The 20,404-nt window shown below is 44.6% G+C and carries 16 protein-coding genes; 14 read left to right on the top strand and 2 right to left on the bottom strand.

From position 1 onward, the window contains the following. Window positions 1-87: 87 nt before the first annotated feature. From NFI80_RS20700 to NFI80_RS20660, 9 genes are all read left to right on the top strand, one after another. Window positions 88-2,418: a GumC family protein gene (locus NFI80_RS20700; RefSeq protein ID WP_235166121.1), complete on the top strand. Its 2,331-nt coding sequence runs from the start codon at window positions 88-90 to the stop codon at window positions 2,416-2,418. Between the two features lie 31 nt (window positions 2,419-2,449). Then, on the top strand, window positions 2,450-3,454 hold the full coding sequence (locus NFI80_RS20695; protein ID WP_235166116.1) for an N-acetylneuraminate synthase family protein: 1,005 nt from the start codon (window positions 2,450-2,452) through the stop codon (window positions 3,452-3,454). After that, entirely contained in the window at window positions 3,451-4,590 is a 1,140-nt protein-coding gene (gene neuC / locus NFI80_RS20690) for a UDP-N-acetylglucosamine 2-epimerase (protein WP_235166115.1), read from the top strand. Before NFI80_RS20695 ends, neuC begins: the two co-directional genes overlap by 4 nt. After that, complete coding sequence (locus NFI80_RS20685; RefSeq protein WP_235166114.1) at window positions 4,590-5,312, top strand: acylneuraminate cytidylyltransferase family protein; 723 nt, start codon at window positions 4,590-4,592, stop codon at window positions 5,310-5,312. Before neuC ends, NFI80_RS20685 begins: the two co-directional genes overlap by 1 nt. 86 nt (window positions 5,313-5,398) lie before the next feature. After that, window positions 5,399-6,667, top strand: a complete 1,269-nt coding sequence (locus NFI80_RS20680; RefSeq protein ID WP_235166112.1) for a CDP-glycerol glycerophosphotransferase family protein — start codon at window positions 5,399-5,401, stop codon at window positions 6,665-6,667. After that, complete coding sequence (locus NFI80_RS20675) at window positions 6,655-8,058, top strand: O-antigen ligase family protein (RefSeq protein ID WP_235166110.1); 1,404 nt, start codon at window positions 6,655-6,657, stop codon at window positions 8,056-8,058. Before NFI80_RS20680 ends, NFI80_RS20675 begins: the two co-directional genes overlap by 13 nt. Further along, window positions 8,051-9,016 (top strand): glycosyltransferase, encoded by a 966-nt coding sequence (locus tag NFI80_RS20670; protein WP_235166108.1) that lies wholly within the window; start codon window positions 8,051-8,053, stop codon window positions 9,014-9,016. Before NFI80_RS20675 ends, NFI80_RS20670 begins: the two co-directional genes overlap by 8 nt. Window positions 9,017-9,442: 426 nt before the next feature. After that, complete coding sequence (gene dnaG / locus NFI80_RS20665) at window positions 9,443-11,449, top strand: DNA primase (RefSeq protein WP_235166107.1); 2,007 nt, start codon at window positions 9,443-9,445, stop codon at window positions 11,447-11,449. A 24-nt stretch (window positions 11,450-11,473) separates the two neighbouring features. Then, on the top strand, window positions 11,474-12,025 hold the full coding sequence (locus tag NFI80_RS20660; protein WP_235166106.1) for a DUF4136 domain-containing protein: 552 nt from the start codon (window positions 11,474-11,476) through the stop codon (window positions 12,023-12,025). Window positions 12,026-12,078: 53 nt separating this feature from the next. Here the strand turns inward: NFI80_RS20660 and NFI80_RS20655 are convergent, their stop codons facing one another. Further along, window positions 12,079-12,378: a YtxH domain-containing protein gene (locus tag NFI80_RS20655; protein ID WP_233798915.1), complete on the bottom strand. Its 300-nt coding sequence runs from the start codon at window positions 12,376-12,378 to the stop codon at window positions 12,079-12,081. A gap of 168 nt (window positions 12,379-12,546) precedes the next feature. Here NFI80_RS20655 and NFI80_RS20650 point away from each other — a divergent pair, with 168 nt between their 5' ends. Continuing rightward, window positions 12,547-13,563 (top strand): WD40/YVTN/BNR-like repeat-containing protein, encoded by a 1,017-nt coding sequence (locus NFI80_RS20650; RefSeq protein WP_235166105.1) that lies wholly within the window; start codon window positions 12,547-12,549, stop codon window positions 13,561-13,563. A gap of 1 nt (window position 13,564) precedes the next feature. Here NFI80_RS20650 and NFI80_RS20645 read toward each other — a convergent pair whose 3' ends face one another. After that, the gene (locus NFI80_RS20645; protein ID WP_235166104.1) at window positions 13,565-14,572 is read right to left on the bottom strand and encodes a YpdA family putative bacillithiol disulfide reductase; all 1,008 of its coding nucleotides are present in this window, start codon (window positions 14,570-14,572) and stop codon (window positions 13,565-13,567) included. A gap of 124 nt (window positions 14,573-14,696) precedes the next feature. Between NFI80_RS20645 and NFI80_RS20640 the strand changes: the two genes are divergently transcribed. The 4 genes from NFI80_RS20640 to pyk all read left to right on the top strand — a co-directional run bounded on the left by NFI80_RS20640 (window position 14,697) and on the right by pyk (window position 20,312). After that, entirely contained in the window at window positions 14,697-15,701 is a 1,005-nt protein-coding gene (locus NFI80_RS20640; RefSeq protein ID WP_235166103.1) for an aminodeoxychorismate synthase component I, read from the top strand. Further along, on the top strand, window positions 15,679-16,281 hold the full coding sequence (locus NFI80_RS20635; protein WP_235166102.1) for an aminotransferase class IV family protein: 603 nt from the start codon (window positions 15,679-15,681) through the stop codon (window positions 16,279-16,281). Before NFI80_RS20640 ends, NFI80_RS20635 begins: the two co-directional genes overlap by 23 nt. A 72-nt stretch (window positions 16,282-16,353) precedes the next feature. Continuing rightward, window positions 16,354-18,846 carry a replication restart helicase PriA gene (gene priA / locus NFI80_RS20630; RefSeq protein WP_235166100.1) on the top strand — a complete coding sequence of 831 codons (2,493 nt, stop codon included), beginning with the start codon at window positions 16,354-16,356 and terminating at the stop codon, window positions 18,844-18,846. A 26-nt stretch (window positions 18,847-18,872) separates the two neighbouring features. Next, the gene (pyk, locus tag NFI80_RS20625) at window positions 18,873-20,312 is read left to right on the top strand and encodes a pyruvate kinase (protein WP_235161569.1); all 1,440 of its coding nucleotides are present in this window, start codon (window positions 18,873-18,875) and stop codon (window positions 20,310-20,312) included. Window positions 20,313-20,404 lie beyond the last annotated feature (92 nt).

Below are 20,404 nucleotides of genomic sequence, written 5' to 3'. Positions count from 1 at the left end.
ATTTTTATTTTGCCTTTTTTCGAAAAAAATATTCGTTTTCGAGTGACCGATATCTTGCTCCTACGTCTAAACTGAAAATAAGACCACATGCAGGAGAAGAGGTTGGAACACATTACGAACATCAATAAAGGAGACTCGGCAAATGTCAAAAAAGTGCTGACATTACTAAACGATGTCAGGGACTACTGGCATTGGCTAACCGTTTCGCTCGTATTCAGTGTAGCTTTCGGACTCCTTTATCTTCGCTACAATACGCCTCAATTTCTGGTAAAAGCATCAATTCTAGTTCGTGATGATGCGAAAGGCTCAGAATTTGGTGATGCAGCATTCCTGGAAAGTATGGGGTTGTCGTCCATGCAAAGTAGCGTGGACAATGAGATTGAAATACTGAAAAGCAGGACGCTTATGGAGAGCGTCGTGGAGGATCTGCAACTAAATGTCCGATACTACTCCACCGGACGCGTAAAAACGACTGAACTGTTCAAGAATTCGCCCTTCAGATTAAGATTTGTAAGCCAAGCACAGCATTCCAAAAGTCCACCAGGCACCTATGTTGTAACGATTGGAGAGAAGGGTCATTATAAGCTTCAACTTGGTTCGCAGACATTTACCGGTGTTTTCGGAGATAGCATAGCCCTTCCCCATGGCCACTGCATAGTATACCGCACTTCTCACCTGCTAGATACCCAAGATCAGCATTCGATCGTGATTCAGGACCGGCAGATCCTGGTTGATCATTACAGAAAAGCGCTCACCATTGCGGCTACCAACAAATTTGTCAGTACCGTAAACCTTTCGCTTACCGACGCAATTCCTGCAAAGGGAGAAGCCATTCTGGACAGGCTGTTACGGAATTATTTCAAAGCCAGTATTCATGATAAAAATCGCGTTGCTGACAGCACCATTGCATTTATTAATCAAAACCTCAATCAAGTTTCAGTCGAGCTGACGGATAGTGAGAAAGCGATTGAGCGGTTTCAAAGTTTACATCATATCACTGATTTGAGTGAAAATGTCCGGCAGCTTCTAAATCAATCGGCTGAATACGGGCGTGATAAAAGCAAGTATGAAGTTCAGGCGAGAACTGTCGATTCCCTGCTCCAATTTCTTCATGCCAATCCGCAACATATCATTCCCACTCAGCTTTTAATTCAGGACCAAGGCTTCCTATCCATTGTCGAAAAATACAATGCAACTCAATTGGCCCTTACGAATGATTTGGTAACAATGCATGAATCGCATCCGAATGTCCTGGGTTTGAAAGCGCAGCTCAACCGCCTGAGACAAGATTTGATTGCCAACCTAAATGCCCAACATGGTGATTTGCGGATAGGAATGCTGGCTATGAGCAGCTATAATGATGAGGTTCAACGAGAGATAAAGCTTATTCCTGCAGTTGAACGGCTCTTTTTTGAAGCGAAAAGGCAGCAGCAAATTAAGCAGGAGCTCTACATTTTGTTGCTGAAAAAAGGCGTAGAAACTTCCATATCAAGATCGTCCACGTTTGCCAACGCACGAATTATCGACAAACCCAAAGCTGGTCCCGAGCCTGTTAAACCGAATAAGCAGTTGGTTATGCTGATGTCCGGCTTTATCGGCATTGGTTTACCGCTGGCAATTATTCATTTAAGGCACATTCTCAACACCAAAGTCACAGGCAAACATGACCTTGCTGATCTTCTCAATATCAGCTTGCTAGCCGAGATATCTCATAATTATAGCTTGGAAACAAGTATTTATTCACATTCGCAAAGTCCTATTGCCGAGCAGTTTCGGGTTTTGCGAACCAATGTACAATTTCTTTCGGCGCCTCGACAAAATCAGGTTATCCTGTTAACATCCAGCATGGGCGGTGAAGGGAAATCTTTTATTGCCGTTAACCTGTGCGGTTCGCTTGCACTCACAAATAAGAAGGTCTTGCTTCTGGAACTCGACCTGCGCAGGCCGCGGCTGGCGAAGGACCTCATGCTGAAAGAAGAGGGTTTCACAAATTACATTTTGTCTGATGTAAATTTCCAGGAATACATCCAGCACCCGTCTTCAAAACATCCGTTTGCGTTCATCACAGCGGGCAGCGTTCCACCCAATCCTGCGGAATTACTAGGCTTACCAAAAGTGGATCAACTGATTAATTCATTAAAAACGCGATACGACTATATCGTTTTGGACACGCCTCCGATAGGATTGGTTACAGACGCCAGCTTGCTGAGCCATTTGGCCGACATGTCCTTATATGTCGTTCGCCAGCAATTTACATTTAAAAGCCAGTTGGAAATTATCAAGGATATCCAGGATGCCAAACAGTTGCCCAGAATGCATTTGATATTGAATGACACGAAGGAAATACCTGGATACAGTTATGGTTATTACAGAAAAGAGAAACGTCATTTGTTCAACGCCATAAGGCGAAAATCATAACGTATCATTATATCAAATCATCGATCACACTATGCAAAACAACATTTACATGATGGCGGAGATCGGCCAGGCGCATGAAGGAAGCTTGGGGCTGGCGCACTCCTACATTGACGCGCTGGCATCGAGCGGCGTTAACGCTATCAAATTTCAGGTTCACATTGCGGAGGCGGAAAGCAGCATTCACGAACCGTTCCGGAAAAATTTTTCCTATAACGACCTTTCCCGGATGGACTATTGGAAAAGAATGGAGTTTTCGGAAGAAGAATGGGCAGGCTTAAAGGCACATTGCGAGCAGAAAAATCTGGATTTCGTGGCAAGCCCGTTTTCCATCAGCGCAGTTGGATTGTTGGAAAGAATTGGTGTTAGCAGGATCAAGATCGGATCCGGGGAAATGAGTAATCTTCTGCTGCTTTCCTTCGCTGCAAAGCTGGCAACCGAAATGACGCTTTCCTCCGGAATGAGCTCCCTTGCCGAGCTGGACAGCGCGATAGCGGCGGTGAGGGGCAAATGCAAGCTTTCACTATTGCAATGCACATCGTCCTATCCTACCGGTCCGCATCAGTGGGGATTGAATGTGATCCCTCTCTTGAAAGATCGTTTCCAGATCCCGGTTGGGTTTTCTGACCATTCGGGAGACATCTATGCTTGTCTTGCAGCGGCTGCCACGGGAGCCGAGATTCTGGAATTTCATGTCACATTTGATCAGAGAATGTTTGGCCCGGACTCCACGTCTTCCATAAATATTGATCAGGTCAAGCAGCTTGTAAAGGGCGTCCGGCAGATTGAAACGGCAATGAAATTTCCGGTTGATAAAGCTGATAGTTCAGAGTATGCAATGTTGAAGACAACTTTTGGTAAGTCGCTGGCAGTCAATAATGACTTAGACAGAGGTCACATTTTGACGTTGTACGACCTGGAAGCGAAGAAACCAGCGGGATATGGTGTGTCGGCTGCGCATTTTGAAACGGTCGTTGGCAGGCAATTGCAGCGCGATCTTCCTAAGTGGTCATTCCTGAATTTCAGTGATTTGCTATGAAACGAAAAATTTGCGTAGTAATCACTGCAAGAGCCAGTTATAGCAGGATCAAAACACTACTTATTGCTATAAAAGCGCATCCGTTACTCCGGCTGCAACTCGTGCTTACCGGCAGCGGTCTGCTGGATAAGTATGGCGGAATGCAAAACCTCCTCGCACGGGACGGTTTCAGGAACATTATAAAGGTTTCCAACCTGCTTGAAAACGAAAACGCCACGGCTGATGCAAAAACAACCGGCCTGGGAATCATTGAGTTGGCTTCTGTATTGGAAAATACACGGCCGGATATCGTGGTAACCATTGCCGACCGCTACGAAACAATGTCTGCTGCGATAGCCGCTTCCTTTATGAACATTCCCCTGGCGCACGTACAAGGTGGCGAAGTGACCGGCAACATTGACGAGCGTGTGCGGCATGCAGTTTCCAAGCTCGCGGATATGCATTTCGTAGCAACGGCGTCTGCCCGCGCGCGCCTGATTGCTATGGGCGAAAATCCAGACAAAGTATGGCATACGGGCTGCCCGTCCATCGATCTTGCGATACAGGCGAAAAGTGATGCCTCCCCGCAATTCGACTATGAATGTGGCCATTCAAAATTTCCCGCGAGCAAATATCTGGTGGTTATGCAGCATCCGGTGACGAATGCGGGCGGGTTGATTAAAGATCAGTTTAAGAGTTTGCTTACGGCCGTTGAGGCGCTGCAAATTCCAACATTCTGGTTTACTCCCAATGCAGATTACGGCGCTGACCGCATTATGAAAGAAATCCAGCGATATAGTGAAATGTCGAAGAATCACAAGATCCATTTTCTGCGAAACCTAAATCCGGAAACGTTTTTGAAGCTCATTAAACATTGTGCGTGCCTCGTCGGAAATTCCAGCACAGGCATCAGGGAGGGATCATTGCTGAGCATTCCGGTTGTGAACATTGGCAGCAGGCAAAGCGGCCGGGAAAGATCCTGCAATGTCATTGACGTGAATTTTGATCCCGAAGCAATCATAGAAGCAGTGCAAAAACAGGTTGCAAACGGTCCTTACAAAAGCTCATTGATATACGGCAATGGACATGCGGGGCTACAAATTGCCGATTTGCTGGCCAAAGCGGATTTAAACACACACAAACAAATCACCTATTAATGGATTCTAAATCAATACTAGCCATCATTCCAGCCAGGAAAGGTTCCAAGGAAATCCCGGGGAAAAACATGAGACTGCTTGCCGGCAAGCCCCTTATCCAATATTCGATCGAATCTGCATTGGCATCCGAACTTCTTACCAGGATTGTCGTATCGAGCGATTGTGCGGAAACCATTGCTTTTGCAAAAAGTTGGGAAGGCGTGGAAGCGCCGTTTGTGAGGCCCTCGGAACTGGCGGCTGACGACACGCCATCGTTGGAAGTGGTAAAACACGCCGTAAACTATTTCAAAGAGCAACAAACGGAGTTTGACTACATATGCCTGTTGCAGCCCACCTCGCCATGTCGGGCCTGGGATTTGATCGATCAAGCCTTTGCGCACATGCTGGAAACGGATGCGGATAGCCTGGTAACCATTAGAAAAATCCCGGAGAAGTACCATCCACTTTGGTCACTTGGTGTAACCGGCAACGCATTGCAACGGGTTGTGCAGCATGAAGATATGCCTACGCGACGACAGGAGTTGCCTGATACTTTTTGTCGGGATGGAAAGATTTACCTCCTAAAAACCACCCTGCTCGACAAGGATCTGCTGATGGGCGGGAAAATGGTTGGCTATGAGGATAAAAGTTTACCCGATATCAACATCAATACACCAGAGGACTGGGAGCTCGCTGAAATCTTTTTTAAAATATGGAGGAAGCAACAAAGCAACGTCTCTTAATTCTCGTAACCAACAGTTTTGCGGCTATGAATATCATTCACAGCGGTTTAATTAAAAGATTGGGAATTAAATATGACGTTTATATCATGTCAACGATGATCCGTACTGCTGAACTAGCCGAGATTAACAAGCATTTCAATCTTCAATTGAAGCTAATTCATGTAGATTTTCCGCGTGAATCGGCCTGGCTTTGCTATCTGAGAAAAATAGAAAAGGCACTTTTTGCTTATCATTTCAACATTATCACTCAGACTATTAAATATCAAAATGAAGAGAAATGGAAAGGCTTGCTGATTCGAAAGTTGCTTTGGATTCTGAGCCTGTTGCACATTACCAAAACTGCGTTATGTGCATTAAGACGGGTTATTATCACTCTCACATCTTTATCAATCAGGTTAAAACCGCTCCTCGCCTACCATTTCAAAGGCGTAATTTCCTCGTCGCCGTTGGATTTGAGAGAAAATCAGGTCGTAAACTTTCTTGGAAGACATCATGTCAAGTCACTGGCAATGATCATTAGTTGGGATAACCTCACCTCCAAAGGCCTTATTAACGCTGACCATAATTGCACATTGGTCTGGAATGATTTCATGAAAAACGAATTTCTGCATTTCTATTCCATTTTTAAGTTAAAGCGCCCAAAGGTTGTCGCTACCGGCATTCCGCGATTTGACTGCTATTTTCAGCATCGGTCCGAAGCATACTATGAGCGCGCTAGAAGACTTTTTAATGTGAAAAGCGGCAAATTTATAATTCTGATCGCTACGAGTGCCAATCGGCATTTTCCTAATCAACTGGAAATCATAGAAGACGTGCTGCAATTTGCAAGAGGCGAAAACAACGTGCACGTCATCATGCGATGCCATCCCGGGGATGATGCAAATGCATATGCGCACATCGCCCGTGAGCAATTTGTCACATTATGGCATCCTAAAAACCTGCCTGCGACAAACCATGAACTGTTTTACAATTGGTTTCCTGAGCTGGACTTTCTGCATTCGCTAGCCCAGATGCTGCGGATTTGTGATGTGTGCGTTCAATTTGCTTCCACGATGAAACTGGATGCTGCGGCTTGCAAAAAACCTGTTATCAGCATTGCTTATGATGGCAAAATGCCACTTCCCTACCACCAATCCGTACAAAGGCTTTACGATTATGCACATCAGGTTCCGCTGAATGCGCTGCAAATAGACAAAGTCGTGACAAACCGACAGCAATTATATAATGCATTAAAAACCAGCTTGCAAGACATAGGTCACCAAGAAAAGCTTGCAGCCATTGCGCCATTCACACATTTTACAGAAAGTGAATCAGTGAATTTCACTGCTAAAATCATTGCGGAATGGCTCGACTAGGAATTCAAGCAGCAATCTACTGGCTGGCGGCATGCATGCTCGTGTTGACTTTAGGAAAGTTTTTTGAGCAAGTTTTGCTTTTGGGTGAGGATGAAATGCAAACCTCTCTGGTCCTTGCATTCTACATTTACTGCATTATCAGTCTCCTTTCCGCCTCCAAACACAAGCTTTTCCATGTGCTCGCCATTCCGGTTTTCACGCAGTTTCTACATTTATTTCAAAAATATGCATTTACTGCAGGCGCCAATTCATTTTGGCGGTTAGCGCCCTTTGGAATCCTGAGCTGCTATTTCGCTTATTTCTCCCTTCGAAAACCCGTTTCTCTGACTCAGGGTGAAAAGCTGTTTCTGTTTTCCTGGATCAATATTCAGGCATTCTTTCTCCTGATTTCACCGAATTTCGGAAACATTGTTTCCGGTGGATTTCTGCTCTATTTGATAGTGCTGCCATTCTTTTTCATTTACCTGAAACAAGTTAGCACAGCTATTGACTTTGCTGAAAATCTGGAACTTTATCTCTGCGCCTTATATATTATTCTTGGCATCGGGACTTTCGGATTAGTCGTTGCCGGAGCCAGCTACATGGGTTCGGATAACTTACTGGCGACCCGGAACATTACCGATACGAATGTTACAATGGCGTACTTCATTCTTCTTTGGCCATTTGTATTGCTTTATGCTTCCAGGCATGCATTGAACAGCTTGGTCAGACTAACGCTTTACGCAATTTTGCTCAGTGTGGTCGTACTCTCATTCTCCCGCGGTGCCGTCCTGCTGATCATTCCCTATATGATACTGACGTCAATACTGGCCGGAAATCATTTTCGGTTCTGGCACTTTTTGCTCTTGGCTTTCGGGATAATCGGTTTTGTCCCGGATCTTCTTTCTCAATACCAGGACTCGGATATGGCATATTTCTGGACATTGAGATTTAGCGATTTGCTGGCGACAGATTCTCTTCTTGACAAGTTGCAGGAGATCAGCGGACGGGCTGAAATTTATGAAATAGCCTATCATTTATTTATCCTGAAACCGCTAACCGGCCACGGAACCGGCAGTTTTGAAACGCTGGGCCCAGGTTACCGCGAAGCGCATTCGCTGTTTTATACCTTACTCGCCGAAAATGGAATGCTTGGTCTGGTTTATTTTTACGGCTTATTTATTAGCCTGCTGATCCAGCTTATTTCCGTATGCAAAATGGATAGAAAGCTGGGCTTGTTGTTAGTCAGTTTCACCTTTTATCTGATTTACAATCATACAGTTGGCAGTGTTTTCGTGATCCTGCCAGCAAAGAGCGTGACGATCAACTGCCTGGCTCCTATCCTGTTAATGTGCATTTATTTCTACTGTCGACATGTTCAAAAAGGGCATATTGGATTAGCAGATGAATAAGGTGCTGATCATTGGGCGGCTTCCGCCACCGATTGGAGGGGTTACCATGCATGTAAGCCGGTTAATTGAACATTTGCCACGAAATGGATTCGACCGTTTCACCTTTTGTGATTTCAAAACTGACAAATGGGTGAACATTATCAGGAAAATCATCAGGCATCGAACCATTCACCTGCATGCATCCAACCCCTATTTTCAGTTGCTGTTTGCCATGCTATGTGTTCTAATCAGGAAGCGGCTGCTTCTGACTTATCATGGAAACTGGGAACGATATCGTTTTGCGGGAAATTGGGCAGTTCGCGTGTCCGCCTTCTTCTGCGCAGTGCCGATTGTCCAGAACGATGAAAGTTTCACAAAAGCCAAATGTTGTAATCCCAACGCGCTGCTCATCTCCACATTCATCCCGGCTGCCCGCATCATTCCACTGGACCCACAATGTGCGCAGCAGCTAAGCGATTTCCGTAAACGCTTTGAATTTTTGTTTTGTACAAATGCATGGAATCTTGCTTTTGACAAAAACGCAAAGGAAACTTACGGGATTTCGCAGATCATTAACAGTATGCGTAATGTAAATTCTGGAGGCCTGGTCATCTCCGATCCTTCCGGTAACTATCGACCTTTCATCGAAAAATCCTTCGGGAGCGTTCCAAAAAATGTACTATTCATTGACGGCCCGCATGATTTCACGAATATTTTGCGCGTTTCAGACGCATTTATCAGGAACACAACGACGGACGGGGTTTCGCTCTCCATATACGAAGCACATGCGTGTAATGTAGTGGCGCTGGCTTCGAATAGCGTTTCCAGAGCTCGCTTTTGCGTTGTGTATGAGGACATTGCAAACATTAACCTGATCGAAGAACTTAAGAGAGGGAGAATTCGCTTGCAAAACGAATGCGAAACGGAGGAAACGAACGCAGTAAGTAAGTTAATCGACCTTTATCAGCAATATATATAATTGAAAACGAGGTGGTTATAAAAAAAACAAAGGCATAGAAAAATTTCCATGCCCTGTTTCACACTATACACACACTATATTTTTATTATCTATATAAACATTTGATAATTTCTCCGATAACTTTCAACACCGCAAAATAACAAATTAAAGTAATTAGAAAAAAGCTTTCTATTGTGATTTTCTTAGCTAAACTGAGAAAAACGTAGACATTTCTCTAAAAATTCTGACTGATTAAACGGCTGTCATCAAATCTACGGAAATATTGCCTAATTATTGCTCAATGTGTCTTTACCTTATTAATTTGTAAATAATCACCGGTGTCCAAAATTTAAGCACTATCTTTTTTGTTAAAGATTACGCGCTGCTTCGGCTCTCCAGAGCGGCAAATAGAATAATAACATTGCAAAAGCGGCTCAAACTACTCATATGCGCATAAACCCCGAAACCGTTGAAAGGATCAAACAAACCGCTGACATTGTGGAAGTGGTGGGGGATTTTGTGTCATTAAAAAAGAAAGGAGCGAATTACTCGGCCTGTTGCCCGTTTCACAACGAAAAGACGCCATCATTCAACGTTAACCCTGTCAGGCAGATTTATAAATGCTTCGGCTGCGGAGCAGCAGGAGACTCCATTAAGTTCGTTATGGACATCGATGGCGTCGGTTATGGCGAAGCATTGCGCTATCTGGCCGACAAATACAACATTGAGATTGAACAAGAGGAAGTTACGGATGAGGAAGCACTCCGGCAGAATGAGCGGGAGAGCCTTTATATCATTCTTAATTTTGCTAAAAACTTTTATGTCCAGCAGCTTCATGAAAGTGATGAAGGGCAGGCTGTGGGGCTTAGCTATTTCAAGGAAAGGGGTTTTACAGGTGAAATTCGCAAGAAATTTGAACTTGGCTACAGCCTGGATACGTGGGACGCTTTTTCAAAAGTGGCCCTGGCAAAAGGTTATTCTACCCAATTACTCGAAAAGGCCGGCTTACTGATTCATAAAGAAGGCAGCCAGACTGCCGGTTACGACCGTTTTCGCGGCCGGGTTATTTTTCCGATCCATAACGTGGCCGGAAAAGTAATTGCTTTTGGCGCGCGGATCCTTAAATCCGACAAAAGTAAAGCGGCTAATCAGCCCAAATATCTTAACTCGCCGGAAACAGAAGTTTATCACAAAAGTGATGTCCTATACGGCATTTTCCAGGCGAAAAATGCAATCCGGCAGCTTGACCATTGTTATTTGGTTGAGGGCTATACGGATGTGATTTCGCTCAATCAGGGAGGAATCGAGAACGTTGTGGCTTCGTCCGGAACCTCGCTGACCGTGGAGCAGATCAGGCTCATTGGCCGGTTTACTCCAAATGTCACGATCCTCTATGATGGCGATATTGCCGGAATTAAAGCTGCATTGCGTGGTCTGGACCTTGTTCTGGAAGAAGGCCTTAACGTTAGCATTGTCCTCTTCCCGGACGGCGACGATCCGGATAGCTACGTCCGGAAGGTCGGTGCGGAGGCTTTTAAAGCTTACCTGAAAAACAACGCGAAGGATTTTATCACCTTCAAAACAGAAATGTTGTTGCAGGATGCTGGAAATGATCCTTTTCGACTCGCAGCAGTAATCGGGGAAGTCGTTAATAGCATTGTTAAGATCCCGGACGCGATTAAGCGGCAGGTTTTTTTCCATCGGACATCCGAAATGATGAAGGTGGATGAACAAATGCTGATCACGGAGGGAAATAAAATCCTGCGCAAGCTCCATACACAAAAGCCGCAGGAAAGGGCGCCCCGTCCAGGTTATCAGGCACCTGAGAGTCCGGCAGATCTTGATGCATTGTTCTCCGGCGACTCCCAAACCGGACAGAACGAACCTCCTTCTGACTTTTTTGCGCCACAAACTTCCCAGACAGAGGCGCCGCAGCGCAGCAAGTTGTACTACCAGGAAGAAGCATTTATCCGGTTATTGGTGGTTTATGGCGCGCGCGAGCTGGAACCGTCTATAACCGTTTGTCAGTATGTATTAAGCGAGATCGAAGGAATTGATTTCAAGGACACGGTTTTCCACCATTTGCTTGTGCTCTTCAGGGAAAATTTCAACCGGAATCACGTGCTGCCTACGGATTATTTTTTAAACCACCACGAACCGGAGATCAGAAATCTGACCATTGACTGGCTTGCCAACAAATATGAGTTAAGCGAATTATGGTCTGAAAAATATGAGATTTTTGTTCCGTTTGAAACTGATGTTTTAGACAAAACAGCCTTTATTAATATTCTGAGGCTTAAAAAAGCATTTATTGAGGAAAAAATGAAAGTATGCTTGCAGCAAGCGGTTCATGCCAAAACGGAGGAAGAGCAAACCGCCGTGATGAGTGAATTCATGTATTATAAGGGCATTAGCATGGCAGCTGCAAAAGAGTTGGGTAGCGTAATTGGATAAATGGTCAACTTAGATGCTAATGTTATGAAGACTTTTTGTATTTCAATCCTGTTTTTCTTTACCGCGGTTGTCATTTCAGGCTGCAATTCTTCTTATAAGATCCTCAATTCCAGACAAGAAGACGAATTCAAATTGTCAAATTACGACACTTTTGGATTTTATGACATTGAAGCCAGAGGGGATACGATTTCTCAAAACTTTGAGAAAAATATAGGCATCATAAAAACGGCAATTGCGCAAAATCTGCAAGCAAGAGGCCTTGACGAAGCCCGGGATGCCAATCTGAAAATCAACATTGCATTGAATGTCGAAGAAAAATCACAAACACGGCAAACAGATTTTCGTACCGACGGGCTTCCGCGTTATATGGGTCAAAGGCGCTATACCTGGAAAAGCGAGGAAGTGGTTGTCGGTAAATACCGCGAAGGCACAATCATGATCGACTTGGTAGATTCTTCGACTAACAAGATGGTGTGGCAGGGAGGTGCGGAAGGCATTATTCCTGAAAAGAGCAGCAATTTTACTGAGGATATTAATCAGGCTATCAAAGAAATAGTTGACCAAATCCCAAAATAAGAGGGCTGCTTCATTGAAGAAACAGCCCTCGCAATATGGTCGATGTCAGATGATTATCCGTTATTTACTACTCCACGTACTCTTTCATTCACATTGTCAGCAACGGATCCAGCTTTGTCTTTTGCATTGCCAACGTTTTTCAAGAAGCCATCTTTCAGTCTGTCAGCTAAAACAGACAGTTCTTCAAGGCTTTTTTCGTATTTGTCTTTTGCATTGCCGCCAAGATCATTTGCTTTATTTTTGATCAATTTACGAGTGTCTTTCCCGTCCTTAGGAGCAACTAAAAGGCCAATCGCAATACCTGTCAAAAGTGCACCTATTGAGCCTATCAGAAATTTTTGATTCTTGTTCATATGAATTTCTTATTTTGTGAGAATAATAAGTTTGAACTGTAAAGTAATAAAAATACTGTGCCACTAAGCCCAACCATTTTTAAGTCGCTTGCATTAATTACCGTGTTTCTCACGCCACAATGGGTAACAGCGCAATGGAGGGTCATTGATATAAAAGCGAAAATACACATGCGCGCAGTGCACGCCGTTTCTCCTACCACGTGCTGGATTGGCGGTTCAGGGGGAACTGTATTGAAGACGGTGAACGGGGGTAAGAAATGGTTAACCGCAAAAGTTTCGGGTGCAGATTCGCTTGATTTCAGAGACATTCATGCTTTCAATAAGGATGTCGCAGTGGCCATGAGTGCGGGTGAGGCACAGCACGATAAGGCCAAAATTTACCGCACAGAAGACGGCGGACTGACCTGGTCGCTTGTGTACCAAACTACACAAAATGGGGTTTTTCTGGATGGAATCGACTTTTGGAATAAAAATAAAGGCATCTGTCTGGGCGATCCGATCGATGGAAGGTTATTCATTTTGACTACGGAAGACGGCGGAAAAAGCTGGCAGGAATTGCCCGTTGAGAATCGGCCGGTTGCTGAACCAGGTGAAGCATGTTTTGCTGCCAGTGGCACTTCCATCCTCGTTGCCGGGAAGGAAAAGGTTTTCATAGGAACCGGGGGAGGCAAAATGGCGCGTGTTTTCCGCTCAGATGACTATGGCCGTTCCTGGGAAGTATCGGCAACGCCGTTGCCTGCCGGGCCAACGAGCGGCATTTTTGGATTACGGTTCTGGTCCAAAAGCAGTGGCATTGCAGTGGGCGGTGATTATAAGAAAACGACTGATTCAACGCAGAATGTGCTCATTACACGCGATGGCGGCATTACCTGGAAACTAACGGGCATGACCAAGCCGACCGGTTTGAAGGAAAGCGTTGCACTATATCATAAAACGGATGCAGTTTGGACGGGAGAATCGGAGCTCAGATCCGATGATTACGCATTAATCGCAAGCGGCCCTTCGGGCAGCAGCTTTTCGGCGGATTGGGGCAAAACATGGCAGGAATTGGGCAGAGAAGGATTTCACGCCATGAGTTTTGCAGGGAATGTAGGCTATGCGGTCGGAGCCAACGGCTTGATAGGGAAAATTGAGAAATTCTCGACCAAAAAGAAAAAAAGGAAACTGGTTTTTGTAGATCAGTAAATCAGATCCTGTCTATCAGTTCTTTAACCACCCTGACTTCCCTTCCGGACAAATGATCTGCAATCGCGGCTGCATGATCACGACCATTTTCTATAAATACTTTTTCTGTAAAAATACCCGCCATCACTGTTCCGCAGAGATAAAGTCCGGGCACATTCGTTTCAAAGGTTTCTTTGTCATAAGACGGAACCTTGGTGACTTCATCCAGCGCTACGCCACATCTTGCGAGCAAATGTTCATCGGGAAGATATCCTACGAGCAAGAATACAAAGTCCGCAGGAAGCCATTCTGTTTCGCCAGTTTCAAGATTTTCAATTTCAATCCTACCCTGCTCGATCCTCTTAGTAACAGCGTTAAAACGCGTGTGGATTTTGCCTTCCTTAACCCGGTTTTTCACATCAGGCACAAGCCAATATTTCACTTTTGTACGGAAATCGGCCTCCTTATGCACGATCGTCACATGTGCATCGTGCCTGTAAAGCTCCAAAGCAGCTTCCACCGATGAATTGGACCCACCGACGAGCACCACATTGGTGAAAGAATATTTGAAAGGCTCATCATAGTAATGCGATACATGCGGCAGGTCTTCGCCGGGCACATTCAATAGCCGGGGAACATCAAAATAGCCTGTGGCCAGAACCACATTTTTAGACTGAAACACCTGACCATCATTGGCATAAGTCAGGAATGTGCCGTCTGGCTGCTTTTCCGCGCGGTCCACATCGATAAAGAGCTTAAAATTCAGATGGTAATAGCCCGCAACTTTTCTATAATATTGTAATGCTTCGTTCCGGTTGGCCTTCACTTCGGAAATAGCGAAAGGAATTCCGCCGATCTCAATGTTTTCAGCGGTTGAAAAGAACTTCATGCGCCGTGGATATCTGCGAATCGATTCCGTAAGATTTCCTTTTTCCAGAATCAGATAATCCAGGCCGCTTTTCGCCAATTCCACACCCATTGCCAGCCCGCATGGCCCGCCGCCAATAACGATTACATCATATATATGCATTGCGATAATCTTAATTCGATTGTGCTCACCTACTTCAATAAACCCGTTAATTTAGATATTGGTTTCTGAACTTTGTAAATTAGCTGGCTGTTCAAAATGTTCATTATTTAGTTAGAATCAAGATTTGGAAGACCAGGCAAGGGACTTTGCGGAAAGGCTGAACGAGTGGGGAAAATCAAAAACTCCCTTCCTTTTTCTTGTAGATTACCGCATCGAAAAGCCGCTAGCCTGGACATTGGACGACAATGCATTGACCAACATCCGCTTCGATCTGAATGGTTTTAGTAATGTCGGCAAAGATGAAAAGCAAACTGCCCTTTCCGACTTTGCATTTCATAAAAAGCCCATTTCTTTTACCGATTATGTTGTCAAATTTGATCGGGTGGTTTCTAATTTAAAGGCCGGCAATTCGTTTTTGGTCAATCTTTCGGTTCCAACAAACATTACTACGGACCTTACTTTGGAAGAGATCTTTATTCATAGTGAGGCGCCTTACCGGTTTTTGTATAAAAATGAATTCGTCTGCTTTTCTCCCGAAATTTTTGTCCGGATCAACGGCAACCGGATAGCATCATTTCCGATGAAAGGCACCATTGACGCATCGGTTCCGAATGCAGCGCATGTCATTTTATCCGATGCCAAAGAAGCCGCCGAACACGCCACCATCGTCGATCTGATCCGCAATGACCTGAGTATGGTTGCAGACAAAGTTTGGGTCGAAAAATACCGCTATATCGACCACATTCAGACAAATGATAAGACATTATTGCAGGTAAGCTCGGAAATCGCGGGGATTCTGCCTGATGATTTCGATGGGAAATTTGGTGATTTATTGGTTCAAATGCTTCCCGCCGGCTCCATCACCGGAGCGCCGAAACCAAGCACATTAAAGATCATTGAGGAAGCAGAAAATTATGACCGCGGTTATTATACGGGGGTTATGGGATATTTTGACGGAGAAAATTTTGAGAGTGCGGTCATGATCCGGTTTATCGAAAATCAGGATGGAAAACTGGTTTTCAAAAGCGGTGGCGGGATCACCGCGCAAAGCAATGCAGAAAAAGAGTATCAGGAATTAATCGACAAAGTTTACCTCCCCTTCGCCCATGTCCCGCAAGTTATGTTTTGAAACGATCTGCTGTGAGAATCGCGCATTGAAAAACCTTGCTTACCACGAAGCCCGGCTCAACAGAACGCGCCACGAACTTTGGGGTTATTCCGATTACTGGAACTTGTCCGAACTCCTCATTATCCCCGACCATGTTGACCATACGCTGCACAAATGCCGCGTTTCATACAGCCAGGAAATAGAAGTCGTCAAATGGGAGCCATACGCATATAGGAACATCCGCAAAATCCGGCGCGTATATCACGACGCCATCGATTACCGTTACAAATACGAAGACCGCGAAGAACTTAACACCCTTTTCGCCCAACGAAATGACGCCGACGAAATCCTGATCATCAAAAACGGCCTGGTAACCGATTCCCTTTACGGCAATGTTGCTTTTTACAATGGAATTACCTGGGTTACCCCCAATTCACCGCTGTTACCAGGCACGCAACGAGCGTTTCTACTGGAATCGGGGGTTATTAAAGAGGAGAGGATTAGCGAAGATGATCTTGCCAATTTTAATAAAATAAGGTTGTTCAATGCAATGATTGGCTGGGAAAATGCAGTGGAGTTGGGGATTGATTGCATTGATTAGTGCTGATTGCAGACCATCCGTGCGATTAATCGTAACTTTGCACGTTAATTTATTAAACATTCCCCGCAGCCAATGGCCTCCCTTTTTGAGGAAGAAACTACTTTTTTTGCCGATCTGATATTGCCGGTTCCGATCCCTTCTTTGTTTACTTACAGGGTTCCCAGGGAAATGAGCGGGATGATTAAGGTGGGGGCGCGGGTGATTGTGCAGTTTGGACAAAAAAGGGTAACTACGGCGGTTGTCGCTCACATACATTCGAATCCGCCTTCCAAATACCAAGCGAAATACATTCTTGAACTGCTTGATGATGAACCTATTGTCACAAAGCGGCAGCTTGAATTGTTCAATTGGGTTTCGGAATATTATTTATGCAATATTGGAGATGTGCTTAACATTGCGCTTCCGGCGGGACTGAAAATCACAAGTCAGTCACGGATCCAGATCAATCCTGAATTCGCTCATGATGACCTGCTGACAGATCAGGAGCGGATTGTGGTTGATGAGATCAAAAAGCACCAAACCCTTTCCTATGAGGAGGTTGAGCGGCTTTTGCAGCGTTCCAACATAACGGCAATCATCAAATCGCTGGTCGGCAAACGTGCCGTTATCCTTTTTGAAGAGGTTAAAGAACGATATAAGCCGAAAGTTGTTCGAAAAATCAGATTAAATGCTGCTTACACGTCCAATGATGCACTTTCCAAATTGGCAGGCTCGCTGGATAAAACGCCGAAGCAGCAGGAAATTCTCCTAAAATATTTAAGTTACATTCCAGTTTATAACAATCCTGATCTAAATCAAAAAGGGCTTGACAAATCCATTTTTAGCCAGGATGACAATGTTTCCGATGCTTCGCTGAACACGTTAATTAAAAAGGGAATCTTCGAACAATTTGAAATTTTCATTTCCAGATTTGACGACATTCCAGCCAGCAATGCGGTCATTACATTGACGGAAACGCAAAAAATAGCCTCTCAACAAATCCACGAACTCTTTACAGAAAAGGAAGTTGTGCTATTGCACGGCATAACCGGCAGCGGCAAAACCGAAGTTTACATTGAACTGATCAAACAAGTCCTGGAAAGTGGCCTGCAAGTTCTGTTTTTGTTACCCGAAATTGCCCTGACTACACAAATCGTTGTCCGGCTGCGGAAGGTTTTTGGTGACACAATGGGCATTTATCATTCCAAGTTTTCTGATAATGAGCGTGTTGAAGTTTGGAAAGGCATTTTGGATGGAAAGTTTCAGTTTGTTGTCGGCGTTCGTTCTGCCGTTTTCCTTCCTTTTGATAATCTTGGTTTAATCATCGTTGACGAGGAACACGAAACTTCGTACAAGCAACATGATCCGGCGCCGCGCTACAATGCGCGTGATGTGGCTGTGATCATGTCCTATATGCATAAGGGCAAAACGCTGCTTGGATCCGCAACGCCTTCATTAGAAAGTTATTATCATGCGCAAACGGGCAGATATGGGTTTGTAGAAATGAAGCAGCGATTTGGAAATGCAGCGTTGCCGACCTTCGAATTAATTGATACAAAAAAGGAAAAGAAGTCGAAGAAGATGAAAAATGAGTTTTCATCTGTGCTGATTGATCATTTAAAATTAAATCTCCAAAATAAAGAACAGACCATTCTTTTCCAGAACCGCCGCGGTTACTCGCCATATCTGCAATGTGAAATCTGCAACTGGATTCCTGAATGTGCGAATTGTGACGTGAGCCTGACTTATCATATGAAAGCCGGCGAAGTGCGCTGCCATTACTGCGGTCATAAAGAAGAAGTCCCACGAACTTGCCCGCAATGCGGTTCAACGCAGGTAAAAACGATGGGTTACGGGACGGAAAAGATTGAAGATGAGATCCATTCGATGTTTCCGGAAGCCCGTGTGCAACGCATGGATCTGGATACGACAAGGGCAAAAAACGCTTATCAACAGATCATTTCGGAGTTTGAGGAAGGCGGAATCGACATTTTGGTCGGCACACAAATGGTGAGCAAAGGCCTTGATTTTGACAATGTTAGCATTGTAGGGATTTTTGATGCGGACCGGATGATCCATTTCCCTGAATTCCGTGCTTCGGAACGGGCGTTCCAAATGCTTACACAAGTCAGCGGCAGAGCGGGAAGGCGCGCCGAAAAGCCTGGAAAAGTGCTTATTCAAACGAGTAATCCTGGCCAAAAGCTGCTGGAAAAGATCATTAACAACGATTACGAAGGCATGTATGCGGATGAAATCGAGGAGCGTGAAAAATTCCACTATCCGCCTTTTACAAGGCTTATAAAAGTGACGGTTAAGCACGTCGACGAAGCCACTTCGAGCAAGGCTGCCAAGATCCTGGCAGACAAACTGACGGCCAACCTGGGAGCCAGCCGGGTTCTCGGACCGCAACCACCGCTGGTGGAAAGAGTAAGAAATCAGTTTTTGTTCGACATTCTCATTAAACTTGAACGAGAAAAGATTAATTTTAAGGCGGCAAAGTCATTTATACAAGAAAAGGTTATTGATATTTTAACCGATAAGACGCTCAAAAGCATCCAGGTCGTGATTGACGTGGATTGTTTATAAAAATCATTTTTACTGCATATTAATCTATGTCTTCCAAAAAAACCAGAATTGTTGCTACCGTAGGTCCAGCCTCCGAAACAAAAGAAACATTGTATGCATTGGCAAAAGCCGGGGTAAACGTTTTTCGCCTTAACTTCTCTCACGGCTCTCACGCTGATCACCTCCAAAGATTAAACACCATTCGGGAAATCAACGAAGAGCATGGTTTAAACCTCGCTATTCTGCAAGATTTGCAGGGACCAAAGATCCGTATCGGCATGGTTGCCGAAAAAGATGGCGTTCTGATCGAAGCAGGTAATAAATTGATACTTTCCAACACAGAAGTGTTGGGAACTGCTGAAAAAGTTAGCACGCCATACGACGGCATGTATAATGATGTTAAGATCGGCGACCGCATCCTGATGGACGACGGTAAACTGGAAGTGCTGGTAACAGGAATGGATGGAACAGACGTGGTAACCGAAGTAATTTATGGTGGTTATCTGAAATCCAAAAAAGGTGTAAACCTGCCAAATACAAAGGTTTCAATGCCTTCTGTAACAGCAAAAGACTACGAAGATCTTGATTTTGGTCTTGAAAATAATGTGGAATGGGTGGCATTATCGTTCGTTCGCACAGCCTCAGAATTGATTAAAGTAAAAGAATATATTGCCAGCAAAGGCAAAACGGCGCGTTTGGTTGCGAAAATCGAGAAGCCGGAAGCTATCCTGAACATCGACGAGATCATCGAAGCCACAGACGCCATCATGGTTGCCCGCGGCGACTTGGGTGTTGAACTTCCCGCGGAAGAAGTGCCAATGATCCAGAAAATGATCGTTGACAAATGTAACAAGGCTGGAAAACCGGTTATCGTTGCTACGCAAATGCTTGAAAGCATGATTGATAGCCCTCGCGCAACACGTGCGGAGCTTAATGATGTTGCTAACTCTGTTCTGGATGGTGCTGACGCGGTAATGCTCAGCGCTGAAACTGCATCAGGAAAGTATCCGTTGCTGGCTGTTGAAAGTATGACGAGAACAATTGAAAGAGTTGAATCGTCTACAAACAGCATTTATTTCAAACACCACGCTGCTGTTAGCGAAAGCACAAGCATTAACAAATTGAATGATTACGTGGTAATGAGCGCTTGCCGTCTGGCACGCGACACGCAAGCGAAAGCGATCATTGGTATCACGCGTTCGGGATACACTTCTTTCCGTCTTTCGCATCACCGCCCAAAGGCTGGCTTGCTGATTTTCACTTCTAATAAAGTGTTAATGAATCAACTAGCATTGTATTGGGGAACAAAAGTATACTATTACGACCGCGACCAAGATGCTTCTACGGACGATCTGATTGAGGACATTAAGCAGTTTTTAGTTGAAAAAGGTGAATTGCAAAAAGGCGATGTTTTCATCAACACGCTTAGCATCCCGGTTTCAAGACAGCGCAAGACGAATACTGTGAAATTGAGCGTTGTAGAATAAATAGAAGGAATTCTTATCAGAAAGCAGCAGGAGGCAACTCTTGCTGCTTTTGCATTATACGGCAGATTACCGTTAGAAAAATGGCAGTAAAC

It is taken from the genome of Dyadobacter chenhuakuii, assembly GCF_023821985.2.
In the GTDB taxonomy this organism is placed as follows: Bacteria; Bacteroidota; Bacteroidia; order Cytophagales; family Spirosomataceae; genus Dyadobacter; species Dyadobacter chenhuakuii.
Note: the sequence above shows the minus strand (reverse complement) of the source record. Positions and strands in the feature narration are given on the sequence as shown.

Excerpts from the sequence above, each read along its gene's own strand:
- NFI80_RS20700 (WP_235166121.1), top strand. The coding sequence starts at position 88 with ATGCAGGAGAAGAGGTTGGAACACATTACGAACATCAATAAAGGAGAC.
- NFI80_RS20695 (WP_235166116.1), top strand. The coding sequence starts at position 2,450 with ATGCAAAACAACATTTACATGATGGCGGAGATCGGCCAGGCGCATGAA.
- neuC (WP_235166115.1), top strand. The coding sequence starts at position 3,451 with ATGAAACGAAAAATTTGCGTAGTAATCACTGCAAGAGCCAGTTATAGC.
- NFI80_RS20685 (WP_235166114.1), top strand. The coding sequence starts at position 4,590 with ATGGATTCTAAATCAATACTAGCCATCATTCCAGCCAGGAAAGGTTCC.
- NFI80_RS20680 (WP_235166112.1), top strand. The coding sequence starts at position 5,399 with ATGTCAACGATGATCCGTACTGCTGAACTAGCCGAGATTAACAAGCAT.
- NFI80_RS20675 (WP_235166110.1), top strand. The coding sequence starts at position 6,655 with ATGGCTCGACTAGGAATTCAAGCAGCAATCTACTGGCTGGCGGCATGC.
- NFI80_RS20670 (WP_235166108.1), top strand. The coding sequence starts at position 8,051 with ATGAATAAGGTGCTGATCATTGGGCGGCTTCCGCCACCGATTGGAGGG.
- dnaG (WP_235166107.1), top strand. The coding sequence starts at position 9,443 with ATGCGCATAAACCCCGAAACCGTTGAAAGGATCAAACAAACCGCTGAC.
- NFI80_RS20660 (WP_235166106.1), top strand. The coding sequence starts at position 11,474 with ATGAAGACTTTTTGTATTTCAATCCTGTTTTTCTTTACCGCGGTTGTC.
- NFI80_RS20655 (WP_233798915.1), bottom strand. The coding sequence starts at position 12,378 with ATGAACAAGAATCAAAAATTTCTGATAGGCTCAATAGGTGCACTTTTG.
- NFI80_RS20650 (WP_235166105.1), top strand. The coding sequence starts at position 12,547 with ATGCGCGCAGTGCACGCCGTTTCTCCTACCACGTGCTGGATTGGCGGT.
- NFI80_RS20645 (WP_235166104.1), bottom strand. The coding sequence starts at position 14,572 with ATGCATATATATGATGTAATCGTTATTGGCGGCGGGCCATGCGGGCTG.
- NFI80_RS20635 (WP_235166102.1), top strand. The coding sequence starts at position 15,679 with ATGTCCCGCAAGTTATGTTTTGAAACGATCTGCTGTGAGAATCGCGCA.
- priA (WP_235166100.1), top strand. The coding sequence starts at position 16,354 with ATGGCCTCCCTTTTTGAGGAAGAAACTACTTTTTTTGCCGATCTGATA.
- pyk (WP_235161569.1), top strand. The coding sequence starts at position 18,873 with ATGTCTTCCAAAAAAACCAGAATTGTTGCTACCGTAGGTCCAGCCTCC.